The sequence below is a fragment of the Pseudomonas sp. PIC25 genome (genome assembly GCF_002286785.1).
Classification (GTDB): Bacteria; Pseudomonadota; Gammaproteobacteria; order Pseudomonadales; family Pseudomonadaceae; genus Pseudomonas_M.
The window spans coordinates 1-12,637 of sequence record NZ_MUJY01000175.1 but is presented as its reverse complement, the minus strand read 5'-3'; the positions used below and the strand labels follow the sequence as shown (position 1 = coordinate 12,637).

Below are 12,637 nucleotides of genomic sequence, written 5' to 3'. Positions count from 1 at the left end.
GTCAAACAACAGGGCGGAACTACCGTTTATACAACCGAAGAGACGGGCGCCGATTTGGGGAGCAATGCCACGGAGGGTGACGACGATGTACTGATCGGGGGCGGCGGAAACGATCATCTTCGCGGCAACGGCGGTAACGATCTGATCGATGGTGGGCGGGACAATGATATTGCCTTCGGCGATGCTGGTAATGACACCCTGCGGGGTGGTGCGGGCAATGATTTCCTGAGCGGCGACAACCTCGATACCGAAAGGCCAGATTCCAGCCTGATCGCGGCGTTGCACGGTAGGGATGTGCTGGATGGCGGAGAGGGTAATGATCGCCTGACCGGAAACAGCGGCGACGACGTGCTGTTCGGTGGAGCGGGCGACGATGAATTGAATGGGGACGACAATAGCCTCAAAGGCCGCTTCGGCAATGCCTACCAGTTTCATGGCAACGACTACCTGCACGGCGGCACAGGCAATGATTCGCTGTGGGGAGGTGGTGGCAACGATACCTTGCTGGGCGGCGAGAACAACGACTGGCTAGGAGGTGACTACGCTGATTTGCCGACCGAGTACCAGGGCGCCGACCTGTTGGACGGCGGTTCGGGCGATGACACGCTGCTTGGCGCCGGAGGCGACGATACGCTGATCGGTGGCGAGGGTTCCGATCAGTTATCGGGTGATGCCGAAGATATCGACCCTACAGCCCATGGCGATGACCTGCTGCAGGGCGGCAACGGCAACGACTCCCTCTGGGGGCAGGGTGGCGCGGATACCCTTCTGGGCGGCGATGGCAATGATTTCCTACGTGGCGATTCCTCTGACCTGCCCGATTGGGCCCAAGGCTCGGATTCCCTCGAAGGCGGCCTCGGCAGCGATACCCTGCTCGGCGATGGCGGCAACGACACCCTGCGCGGCGGCGATGGGATCGACTACCTCAGCGGCGGCACCGGCGACAACCTGCTGGATGGCGGTGCCGGCAACGATGTGCTGGAAGCTGACACCGGCAACGACCGTTACGTCTTCAACCGGGGCTATGGTTTTGACTCCATTCGCGACAAGGGCGGACGCAACGTCGTCGAGTTCGGCGCGGGATTCAGCCCGGATTCGTTGACCGCCGATGTCGTCAGCCAGTCCAGCGGCGATTGGCTCTATCTGTCCGCCAACGGCGACACCTTGCGTCTGCACGATTACCAGAAGTGGGCGAACTCCAGCTTCCGTTTCGCTGATGGGCGCGAGCTGAGCTTCGCGCAGATGATGAAGCGTGTTTCATCGCCGATCACGACCGCCGGCTCCGTCAGCGCCGATACGTTCTATGGCACCGACAACGGCGACACGCTGCGTGGCGGCCAGGGCGACGACCTGCTGACCGGCCAGGGCGGGACGGACATTCTCGCGGGAGGCGAGGGCAACGATACCTACGTGTTCGAGGTTGGCGACGGCGACGACATGCTGGCGGACGACCAGGGCGACAACGTGGTCCGTTTCGGCGAGGGTATCGAGCGCGGCAGCCTCAGCTTCGCCGAGCGCTACACCATTTCCGGCACGCCGGTGCTGGAGGTGAAGCACAGTAGCGGCTCGGTGTCGATTCTCAAGGGACTTACCGGTGCGGTGTCCCGTTTCGAGTTCGCCGACGGCTCGTCGCTATCCCTGGCCGAGGCGGTGCGCGGCCTCTCCGGACTCGATTTGCAGGCGGATGACAACGGCGCCCGCTTCTTTGGCAGCGATGCCGCTGACGTCCTGACGGGGGGCAATGGCCGCGATGTCATCGACGGCCAGGGCGGCGACGACCAGATTCGTGGCGGTGCCGGCGACGATCACCTGCTGGGAGGCGCCGGAGACGACACGCTGGTCGGCGGTCTCGGCAACGATACGTTGGATGGCGGAGCGGGGAACAACCTGTTCGTCTTCCGCCAGGGCTCGCTGAGCGACCTGCTGACCGCCGTGGCAGGTTCCGTCAACACCCTGCAACTCGACCCCACGCTGGATAGCGGCAGGTTGACCAGCCAGCGCCTGGGCGACGACCTGATCCTCGCCTACCGCGATAGCGACGACGCGGTGCGGATCGAGGGCTACTTCACCGGCTCCGCGCAATGGAACGTGCAGATGGGCGAGGGCCCGGTGCAGGGGCTGGAGACGTTCCGGCAGCAACTGGCTGCGGAGCGGGCCGTCCTGGATATCGCCCATTACGAGCGGTTGTTCAAGCGCGAAGTGCTTAATGAGTTCGGCAATCTCATGGCGGAACAAGGCTACGTCCTGGGGGACGACGGCCGTTACGTCAAGAAGTCGATCAATGAAAACTGGAAGGAGGTGGTCGAGACGCGTTCCATCCAGGAGGCCCACTTCAGCGATGTGCAGGTAACGCCCGAAGAGGGGACGGTTTCCGCCACGTGGGACACCCAGTCGTCGGAACGGTCCGTGGTCAAGCAAGTCAGCACCCTGTCCTCCACGGGCATGCGCAGCGGATTGGCACCCGGTAAGCCTGATTACCGTTCGTTCACGCCTGAAATGCTTGAACAGAACGATGACGGAAGCATCACGATCTACGTCAGCCGGTTCGCGGAAGGCAGCATCGAGTACAACCTGAGCGGCGGAGGCGGCGGATTGGTCGGATTCGTCATCTATCCCAAGGACTCCCTGAGCAGCGATTGGCTCGGCGCAAGCCGGGAGATGGAATACACCTGGCGGACGGATGTCACCCACACGGAATACAAGGTTGCCCACGGACACGACGAGGGCGGGCTGACCCGTGTCGCGCCTGGAAATATCTTCCATGCCGGCGTGGGGGACGACCTGATTGTTGGCCGCGATCGCCAGTATTGGTATGAGAGAAGCGAAGCCGTGATGCTCTCCGGAGGGGATGGCAACGATACGCTCAAGGGGGCGGCGGGCGATGACTTCCTGATCGGTGGTGCGGGTGTCGATATGCTGTATGGCCGCCAGGGACAGGATACCTACATCGTCACCGACGAAGCCGGGGAAGACATCATCGCCGACTTCCTGCCCGTGAAAAGCGCGAACTCCTACGACTACCGGACCGGCCAGCCGATCCCCTACACCGTCCAGTTCGACGAGAAGGACCAGACTGACTCGGATGTGGTGGTCCTGCCGGATGGCGTGACGCTCGATCAGCTGCATATGAGCTGGGGGCAAGTGCTGCTGGAGGCGCCCTACCTGGATGAGGTGAGGGCCGAGCGGGTACTGCCCGGATACTCAGGAGACAACGAGCGCGCCCGAATGGCCTATGCCACCTTGGACATTTCCTGGGGCAGCGGCCAGACAGTTCGTGTGGTGATGCCGCATGCCAACGACCCGCAAGGCACGGGCGTGGAACTGTTCCGCTTCGCCGATGGCACGACGCTCACGCTGGCGGAACTGCTGGTCCACGGCAGCCTGGGTGAAATGCCGGACCCGTATCTGCGCGGGGCCAACCTTGAGAGCGACGGGGAAGTCAATGATTTCGATCGGCACCTGGACAACGCCATTCCGCTGGCGGGCGGCATCGGCAACGACACCCTCACGGGCAGCGGCAAGCTGGAAGGCTGGGACGGCGATGATGTGCTGACGGGTCGGGACACCAACGACGTCCTCAACGGTGGCCGGGGTGCCGATACCCTGATTGGCGGCGGTGGCAACGATTATCTGGGCATGGTGTTCGACGAGTACTACAGCGAGGGCAACATCTATATCGGTGGGACGGGCAACGACACACTGTTCGGCAGCCAGGACGCGGATACCTACCGGTTCGCGCGGGGCGATGGACAGGACCTGATCACCGACCTGCATCATCTGGATAGCAGGAAGCACTACTACCAGGCGCTCAGCGACTATGGCGGCCCGGTATGGTCCGGCATGCCGGGCGAACTGGCCCAACGCTTGCGCACGAACCCACGCGCCCTGCTGGAAACGCCCCCCACCTACACCGGCCGGGACACCCTGGCGCTGGGCGAAGGTATCGCGCCAACCGACGTGACCTTCCGCTTCGAAGGGCGTGAGCTGCTGCTCGAATTTGGCCACGGCGACGGTCTCCGTTTCGAGAACTGGCTGCTGCACGAGGAAAAGCCGCTGAAGCAAGTGGTCTTCGCCGATGGCACGGTGTGGGGCGAGGACTGGATCGCACAGCTGTACCCCCACGGGACGGCGGGTAATGACCTGTTCTACCTGGATGGGCGGGACGACGCCCTGTCGGGTTTGAAGGGCAACGACACCCTGTACGGGTACGGAGGCAACGACTGGCTGGCGGGAGGCCCCGGCGATGACCGGCTGTATGGCGGCGTGGGCAACGACGACCTGCACGGTGCCTCGGGCGAAGACTGGCTTCGTGGCGAAGAGGGCAACGACACGCTGGTCGGCGGCGCCGGGGCCGATACCCTCGAAGGGGGGATTGGCGACGATCTTTACCATGCGGACTCGTTCGATACGCTGATCGAGTATGCCGACGGGGGGACGGACACTGTCATGACCTCCGAGAGTTGGAAGCTGGAGGAAAACTTCGAGAACCTCGTTCTCGTGGGGAGCGCGGCAGCCGAGATCACCGGTAACGACCTCGACAATCGGCTGCGGGGCAACGATGCCGACAACTACCTGACCGGTGGTCGCGGAGCGGACTTCCTCTGGGGGCTTGGCGGTAACGATGTTCTCGACGGCGGCGCGGGGAACGACACCCTTGTCGGCGGCCTGGGCAACGATGCCTATGTGTTCAGCCATGGCGACGGCAACGACGTCATCGTGGAGAACGACAGCACGACGGGTAATCAGGACGGCGTCATGTTCTATACGAGCATCGATGTCGAAAAGCTCTGGTTCCGCCAAGTGGACCAGGACCTGGAGATTCAACTGTCCGGCACCTCGGACAGCCTGCTGATCCGCGACTGGTACAAGGGCAACGCCCACCATGTGGAGCGATTCGACGCTGCCGATGGCCGGACCCTGCTGGACAGCCAAGTGCAAAACCTGGTGGATGCGATGGCGGCGTTCGGTGCGCCAGCGGGCGGGCTGTCCTCGCTGCCTGACACGCAACGGACGCAACTGGAGGCCGTGATCGCCGCCAACTGGCAATAAGCACGCCGGAAAGAGAAAGGCCCATCCTGGTGATGGGTCTTTTGTTTTTTGCAGGGCGGAGGCCACGTTATCGTGCGGGCTACGCCAGACCCGCTTTGCGTAGGAGCCAGCTTGCTGGCGAAGCTTTCATGGCGAAAGGGGGAGCGCTGTGGGGGGCGAATTCATTCGCGAAAAAGGTGCCGCCCGAACCCTCACCGGTGAGCCCGCCTGTCACCCATTACCGGCACCGTTGAATTCGCCGACGTGGCGTATGCTCAATCGCTCCGCGCCGCCCCGTAATAGGCGCAGCCGCGTTGTACTTGCCCATCCAGGCGCAGTTCGGCGGCGAGGGGGGTGATGGCGCCGGTCATGCTGTCGACGCAGCGTTGCGGGGCGATCCAGAGTTGCAGGCGTTGGCCGTTGGCTTCGCTGGTGATGTTGAACAGGCCGTCCGGCAGTTGCTCTTCGAGGTAGGGCAGGGCGAGGGGTGGTTGGCCTTGCCGTTCGAGGACCAGGCCCTTGCCGCTGACGTTCAGGTTCCACTCCGGTTCATGGCCGCTGGCGCGGACGATGAGGCGTTTGAAGTTCGGGTCGTCGCAGCCATGGCCTTCGTGTTGCACGCGGTAGAAACGCTTCACGGTGAGTTCGCCGTCGACGTCGGCGGCCTGGCTGCCGCCGAGGGTACCGCGCAGGTCAGCGAACAGTGGGGCGGGGTTTTCCGCGAAGAGCATGGCGGCTTCGCGGGTGAGGCCGCTATCGCCGCTATCCTTGACGGTGAAACGGCGTTGCTCCTGGCACGGGCGGAACAGCAGGTGACCGGCCTCGGCGCTCAGTTCGCCTTGCAGGCGAATCTGGCCGGCAGCCGGATTGGCAGGCTTGCCGTTGAACGTCTGGCAGGCGGCGAACAGGGGCAGCAGGGCGAACAGCAGAAAACGGGTGCTGGGCATCGGGGGTCTCCGGGCAAGTACGGCCACGTTACCCAGGCGCCTCGACGATCTCAAGGGTGGAGAGCGAATGATCCAATGCAAACGCGTTTATGAACCGGTGGCATCGTCGGATGGCTACCGAGTGCTGGTGGACCGGCTGTGGCCCCGCGGCTGCCGCAAGGAGACGCTTGCCCTGGATGGCTGGCTGCGTGAGCTGGCGCCGTCGGCGGAGTTGCGCAAGGCGTTCTGTCACGAGGCGGAGCGTTTCGAAGAGTTCCGACTGCTCTATCGCGGTGAGCTGGCGGCGCACCCGGAGCATTGGTGGGGGCTGCTGGACAAGGCTCGCCAGGGCACCCTGACGCTGCTCTATGCTGCCCGCGATGAGGCGCACAACAACGCCCGGGTGCTGGCGGAGTTTCTCGAAGATGAGCTGGAGCGCCAGGGAGAGGTCAGCTCGCCGGTGTGTTACGCCGGCGAGGGTTCGAGTTGACGCGTTACCAGACCTTGTAGACCTGCCCGGTCTGCAGGCCCTCGGCGCTCTTCGCGTAAGCGAGGGCAGCGTCGGCGGCGGGGATGGCTTTCCAGCCACGGAAGTACTCGCCCAGGGCCGGCAGCGATTCGCGCACGATGGTCGGGCTCACTGCGTTCAGGCGCAGGCCGCGTGGCAGTTCGATGGCGGCACCACGGACGAAGCCTTCGATGGCCGCGTTCACCATGCTCGCCGAGCTGCCGTAGCGGATCGGGTCTTCGCTGAGCACGCCGGAGGTGAGAGTGAAGGAGGCACCGTCGTTGGCGTAGTCGCGGCCGATCAGCACCAGGTTCACCTGTCCCATCAGTTTGTCGCGCAAACCGACCGTGAGCTCAGCATCGCCCATGTCCGCCAGGTCGGCGAAGTGCACCTTGCCGGTGGCGCTGATCAACGCATCGAAGGGGCCGGTCTGCTCGAACAGGCGGCGGATCGAGGCGGTGTCGGTGATGTCCACCTGGAAATCGCCGCTACTGTGGCCGATGCGGACGATTTCGTGGCGCTCGCGCAGTTCCTGGTCGATGGCCTTGCCGAGGGTGCCGCTGGCGCCGATCAGAAGAATTTTCATGTTGTGTCTCCTTGCGGGTGAATGTTTACGACAGCGCCAGTCTAGGGCGATGATTCATCGCGATAAGCCAGCCAATCGGCAACCTTTGGTTTTCATGAGGAAACAATCGTGAGCGAAATGGACGATCTGGCCGCCTTTGCCGTGCTGCTGGACGCCGGCAGTTTCACCCGCGCGGCGGAGCGGCTCGGGTGCAGCAAAGGACAGTTGTCCAAGCGCATCCGCCTGCTGGAAGAGGGCTTCGGCGTGAGCCTGCTGCACCGCACCACCCGGCGGCTCACGCTCACCGCAGCGGGTGCCGCACTGCTGCCGGAGGCCCAGGTACTGGTCGCCCAGGCCAGCCGTGCCCGGCAGGCGCTGGCGCGGCTGCGTGAGGAAGTGGCCGGGACGGTGCGCATCACGGTGCCGGTGTCGTTGGGCGAGACCTTCTTCGATGCGCTGCTGCTGGACTTCACCCAGCGTTATCCCGACGTGCGGGTGGAGCTGGACCTGCACAACGGCTACCGCGATCTGGTGGCCGAGGGCTTCGACCTGGCGATCCGCTCTGGCGTGCAGGGCGACGAGCGCCTGGTGGCGCGGCCGTTGTTCGCCATGCAGGAGCTGACCTGCGCCAGCCCGGCCTACCTGGAAGTCCACGGCGAACCCCAGACGCCGGCCGATCTGGCGAACCATCGCTGCCTGCTGAATACCCACTACAGCGGTTACGAGGAATGGCTTTACCACCGCCAGCACCGGCTGGAGCGGGTGAAGGTCTCCGGGGCGCTGGCGAGCAATCACTACAGTCTGCTGAAGAAGGCCGCGCTGGTCGGGGCCGGGGTGGCACGGCTGCCGTCGTACATGCTGCATGCGGAGCTGGCCGACGGTCGGTTGCGCTGGCTATTGCGCGATTACCAGACGCGCAGCACGCCGGTGTTTCTCGTCCACCCATACCAGGCGGGTTTACCCAAGCGGACCCAGGTGTTGGCCGATTACCTGCTGGCGTGGTTCGAACGCAGCCGGGTGGCGCTGGCGGCGTTGACGGTGTAGCGGGGCGGGGGCGAATGAATTCGTTCCACTGACCTTTTGTGTCGTAGGAGCGAGTTTGCTTGCGAAGGGGCACACAAAAGCTTCGCCAGCAAGCTGGCTCCTACGAAAGCGGGGCGAGCGACATTGCCAATGCCACCGCCCTCAACCCAACGTCCCGAGGATGTTCACGCCAACCCGCTCCGGGATCTCGTTCTGCGACAGCACGTGCAGGCCGGGGCTGAAGACACAGGCGTAGCGGGCCAGCAGCGGGCGCAGTTGCGGGATCACGGTGAGCACCGGCGGATGACCGGCCTGGCGCAGTTTTTCCTTCATCACCGGCATGGTGCTCTGCAACTGGTTGAGCAGGCTCGGCTCCACCGGAATGTTGTCCAGACTCACCGGGCCGGCCTGCTGGGCGATGCTGAGGGCGCTCAGCAGGGTGTTTTCCAGGGCGTTCTCCAGGATGAACACCGCCAGTTCGCTGCGTTCCCCGGCGATGGCCGAGACGATGCTGCGGCGCAGCGCGTAGCGCACGTCGGAGGCGAGCAGCACCGGGTCCTTGGTGGTCTCGCTGGACTCCAGCAGGGTGCTGGCGATGGTGACGATGTCGCGCAGCGGCACCTGCTCCTGCAGCAGTTGGCGATACACCCGGTGCTGCTGGCTGTAGCTGAGCTGGCTTTTCAGGTTCTCCGCCAGCTTGGGCGCCTGCAGGGCGAGGCGCTGCATCAGGTGCTCGACGTCGTCGTGCTTGAAGATGTCCGGCAGGTGATCGCGGATCACCTTGTTCAGGTGGGTCGCTATCACGCTGGCGCAGTCGATCACCTGGTAGCCGAGGTTGAGCGCACGTGCCTTGTCGGTCGGCAGAATCCACACCACCTGCATGCGGTAGGCCGGGTCAGTGCCAAGGATGCCGTCGATCTCGCCGTAGAGTTCCGGCGAGGGTATTGCCATCAGCCGGTCGGCATGGATTTCCGCACCGTCGATGCGTTCACCGTTGATGTAGATGCTGTACTGCGAGGCTTTCAGGCGCAGGCTGTCGCGAATCTGTACTTCCGGCAGGAGAAAGCCGAGGTTTTCCGAGAGGGTCTGGCGTACCCCGCGCACCCGTTGCGCCAGCGGTGCGCCGGCGGCTTCGTTGACCAGCCCGACCAGCTTGTAGCCGAGGGAGATGGACAGCCGCTCGACCAGCGGGATGTCTTCCCAGGCCAGGTTCTGCGCGCGGTCCTGCTCCATAGCCTTGTTGATCGCTTCCACCTGTTCCAGGCTGGCGGCTTCGTCCGGTGTCGGGTTGCGGCCCACGGCCCAGCCGACGAAGGCGATCAGCGCGGCGAAGGCAATGAAGGCGAAGTGCGGCATGCCCGGTACCAGCGCCAGCACGAAGAGGATGCCGGCCACGGTGTAGAGCAGCGATGGCGAGGCGAGGAGCTGGCGGCGGACCTGGCCGGTGATTTCCGCCGATTCGTTGATCCGGGTGACGATGATCGCCGCCGCAGTGGACAGCAGCAGCGCCGGAATCTGCGCCACCAGGCCGTCGCCGATGGTGAGCAGGGCGAACTGCTGGAACGCCTGGGCGGCCGGCAGGTTGTAGACGAACATGCCGATGGCGAAGCCGCCGAACAGGTTGATCAGCAGGATCAGGATGCCGGCGATGGCGTCGCCGCGGACGAATTTCGAGGCACCGTCCATGGCCCCGTAGAAGTCGGCTTCCTTGGCCACTTCTTGGCGCCGCGCCTTGGCTTCTTCCTGGGTGACCAGGCCGGCGTTGAGGTCGGCGTCGATGGCCATCTGCTTGCCGGGCAGGGCGTCCAGGGTGAAGCGCGCGGTGACTTCGGAGATCCGCTCGCCGCCCTTGGTGACCACCATGAAGTTGATGATCATCAGGATCACGAAGACGATCAGGCCGACGATGAAGTTGCCGCCGATCACCACCTGGCCGAAGGCTTCGATCACCTTGCCCGCCGCGCCGGTGCCGGTGTGGCCTTCCAACAGCACCACGCGGGTCGAGGCGACGTTGAGGGTCAGGCGCAGCAGCGTGGTGACCAGGATCACCGTGGGGAACAGCGAGAAGTCCAGCGGACTCTTCGACGAGACGCTGACCAGCAGCACCAGGATCGCCATGGCGATGTTGAAGGTGAACAGGATGTCCAGCAGCTGCGGCGGCAGCGGCAGGATGATCATCGCCAGGATCGAGAGGATGAGCACCGGAATCCCGATGCGTCCGCTGCGCAGGGTCGGCATGAGTTGCTGCATTACATTCATGGTTGGGACCTGTTCGCCATGCTGTCAGGAATGGGGAGGTTGGCCGCCAGTACCGGACGGCCCCTGCGGCCCTGGCGGTAGGCCTTGAGCTGCAGGATGTAGGTGAGGACATGGGCCACCGCCGTATAGAGCGGGGCCGGAATCTGCTGGTTGACCTGGGTGCTGAAGTAGATGGCCCGCGCCAGTGGCGGCAGCTCCAGCACTTCGAGCTGGCTGGCCTGGGCCATCTTGCGGATATACAGCGCGGTTTCGTCGACACCCTTGGCGATCACGTAGGGCGCCTGGGCCTTCTTCGGGTCGTACTTGAGGGCGACCGCGAAGTGTTGCGGGTTGACGATCACCACGTCGGCGTTCTTGATCACCCGGCTGATCTGCCGTTGCAGCAGTTGCCGCTGCAATTGCTTGATGCGCGCCTTCACCTCGGGGCGGCCTTCCTGGTTCTTATGTTCTTCCTTGCGCTCCTGCTTGGTCATGCGCAGCTTCTTGAGGAAGAAGAAGCGTTGCAGCGGGATGTCGATCAGCGAGAACAGAACGAATACCAGCAACAGGCTCAGGGTCATGTCGAAGGCCAGGGCGACGGCGCCGCCGATGGCGGTGCGGATGTCCGTGCGTTGCAGGGCGATCAGTTGCGGCGTGGCCTCCGCCAGCAGCCAGCCGGCGATGGCGAACAGCACCAGGATCTTCAGCACCGATTTGAGCAGCTCGCTCCAGTTCTGCATCGAGAACATCCGCCCCAGGCCGGTGATGGGGTTGAGCTTGCTCAGCTTGGGCGTGAAGTTCTTCGAGGAAAACACCCAGCCGCCCGGCACCAGCGAGAACACCACCACCAGCAAGGGCGTGATCAGCAGCGGGGCGAGCAGCTTGATGAAAATCAGCAGGTTGTGGCCGAGGATCAGGCTGAGGTCGTCCAGGCCGATCTCGCTGTGGGTGAAGTCGATGTAGGCGAGGCGGAAGCTCTCCTGCAGGCCTTCCTCGAAGAGACCGGCGCTGAACTTGAGGGCGAACAGGGTCACCAGCAGCGAGAGGGTGGTGGACAGGTCCTTGGAGCGCGCGACCTGGCCTTCCTCCCGGCTTTTCTTCAGTTTCTGCTGGGAGGCCTCTTCTGTTTTTTCCTGGGCGCTGTTCTGCTCAGACATGGCCGCCGCTCCGCAACAGGATGCCGATGTTGTCGAGCAGTTCGCGCGACAGGTGCAGGTAGTTTTCCGGCAGGTGCGGCAGGGTCAGCCAGATGCACAGCAACCCGCCGAGGATGGTCATGGGGAAGCCGAGGGAAAACAGGTTCATCGCCGGGGAGATGCGGTTCAGCAGGCCGAAGCAGAACTGCATCAGGGTCATGAAGAACACCACGGGTAAGGTGACCAGCACCGCCGCCGAGAGGACCCAACCGAGGGAGTAGATCAGGGTTTCGAAGCCGAGGTAGTGCAGGCCGCTGCCCACCGGCCAGTAGACGAAGCTCTGGTAGAGCACGCTGACGATCAGCAGATGGCCATCGGTGGCGAAGAACAGGAACACCAGCAGGATGAAGTACAGCTGCGACACGATGGAGGACGACGACACGCCGTTCACCGGGTCGTTGTAGCGCGCCATGCTCATGCCCATCTGGGTGGAAATCACTTCGCCGACCAGGCCGAACACAGTGAACACCAGTTGCAGCGCCAGGCCCATGAGCAGGCCGAAGGCGATCTGTTCGGCCGCGACCAGTACGCCGTGCAGCGAGAGGGCGTCGATGCGCGGCGGATCGGGGAGGGCCTTGGCCAAGGCGAAGGTCAGGGCCAGGGCGAGCAGCACGCGGATGCGGATCGACACCGCCTTGTGGCTGAACAGCGGCGCCAGGCTGAACAGGGCCAGGATGCGGCAGAACGGCCACCAGTAGCCCTGCAACTGATGCAGGTACTGACTGGCCTGGATGATCGGCTCGCTCGAGGGCATCGCGCTCAACCGACCAGCCGGCCGGCCTGCTTGAAGGTTTCGATGAACAGGTCGCCGAGGGTCCGCAGGATCCAGTTGCCGGCGAAGATCAGCATGCCCAGGGTGATCAGCAGGCGCGGCAGGAAGCTCAGCATCTGCTCGTTGATCTGGGTCGCCGCCTGGAAAATGCTCACCAGCAGGCCGCCGATCAGGCTGGGCACGATCAGCACGCAGACGATCAACGCCGTGATGTGCACGGCGTTGGAGACGATGGCGATGGCGGTCTCCGGGGTCAGCATGGGGCTACCTCGTGGTGGCACGGACGCGGAGCGTCCAGGGCTGCATTCCCACGCGGAGCGTGGGAACGATCGGGGCGCCAGGCGGCTTTTCGTAGGAGCGAGCTCTGCTCGCGAAAAAGTG

General features: G+C 64.2%; 9 protein-coding genes and 1 pseudogene. 4 read left to right on the top strand and 6 right to left on the bottom strand.

Annotated features, from left to right (window positions below; all coding sequences use genetic code 11):
* Positions 1 to 54: 54 nt before the first annotated feature.
* Positions 55 to 336: pseudogene (locus BZL41_RS29530) on the top strand (calcium-binding protein); the annotation flags it as partial.
* Positions 337 to 378: 42 nt separating this feature from the next.
* Entirely contained in the window at positions 379 to 5,049 is a 4,671-nt protein-coding gene (locus BZL41_RS22990) for a calcium-binding protein (RefSeq protein WP_256578230.1), read from the top strand.
* A gap of 254 nt (positions 5,050 to 5,303) precedes the next feature.
* Here the strand turns inward: BZL41_RS22990 and BZL41_RS22985 are convergent, their stop codons facing one another.
* A complete protein-coding gene (locus BZL41_RS22985; RefSeq protein ID WP_095601410.1) occupies positions 5,304 to 5,975 on the bottom strand; it encodes a COG3650 family protein in 672 nt (223 codons plus the stop codon).
* Between the two features lie 67 nt (positions 5,976 to 6,042).
* On the opposite strand from BZL41_RS22985, the gene BZL41_RS22980 reads away from it, so the two are divergent.
* The gene (locus BZL41_RS22980; protein ID WP_095601409.1) at positions 6,043 to 6,444 is read left to right on the top strand and encodes a DUF488 domain-containing protein; all 402 of its coding nucleotides are present in this window, start codon (positions 6,043 to 6,045) and stop codon (positions 6,442 to 6,444) included.
* A 4-nt stretch (positions 6,445 to 6,448) separates the two neighbouring features.
* Here the strand turns inward: BZL41_RS22980 and BZL41_RS22975 are convergent, their stop codons facing one another.
* Entirely contained in the window at positions 6,449 to 7,048 is a 600-nt protein-coding gene (locus tag BZL41_RS22975; protein ID WP_095601408.1) for a short chain dehydrogenase, read from the bottom strand.
* 108 nt (positions 7,049 to 7,156) lie between these two features.
* On the opposite strand from BZL41_RS22975, the gene BZL41_RS22970 reads away from it, so the two are divergent.
* Positions 7,157 to 8,071 carry a LysR family transcriptional regulator gene (locus BZL41_RS22970; protein WP_095601407.1) on the top strand — a complete coding sequence of 305 codons (915 nt, stop codon included), beginning with the start codon at positions 7,157 to 7,159 and terminating at the stop codon, positions 8,069 to 8,071.
* Positions 8,072 to 8,212: 141 nt separating this feature from the next.
* Here BZL41_RS22970 and flhA read toward each other — a convergent pair whose 3' ends face one another.
* From flhA to BZL41_RS22950, 4 genes are read right to left on the bottom strand one after another with little or no spacing between them, the layout of a single operon-like run.
* Positions 8,213 to 10,309, bottom strand: a complete 2,097-nt coding sequence (gene flhA, locus BZL41_RS22965; protein WP_095601406.1) for a flagellar biosynthesis protein FlhA — start codon at positions 10,307 to 10,309, stop codon at positions 8,213 to 8,215.
* Positions 10,306 to 11,445, bottom strand: a complete 1,140-nt coding sequence (gene flhB / locus BZL41_RS22960; protein WP_095601405.1) for a flagellar biosynthesis protein FlhB — start codon at positions 11,443 to 11,445, stop codon at positions 10,306 to 10,308. The genes flhA and flhB overlap by 4 nt, the downstream gene beginning before the upstream one ends.
* Positions 11,438 to 12,238 (bottom strand): flagellar biosynthetic protein FliR, encoded by an 801-nt coding sequence (gene fliR, locus BZL41_RS22955; RefSeq protein WP_095601404.1) that lies wholly within the window; start codon positions 12,236 to 12,238, stop codon positions 11,438 to 11,440. The genes flhB and fliR overlap by 8 nt, the downstream gene beginning before the upstream one ends.
* 5 nt (positions 12,239 to 12,243) lie before the next feature.
* Complete coding sequence (locus BZL41_RS22950) at positions 12,244 to 12,516, bottom strand: flagellar biosynthetic protein FliQ (RefSeq protein ID WP_095601403.1); 273 nt, start codon at positions 12,514 to 12,516, stop codon at positions 12,244 to 12,246.
* Positions 12,517 to 12,637 lie beyond the last annotated feature (121 nt).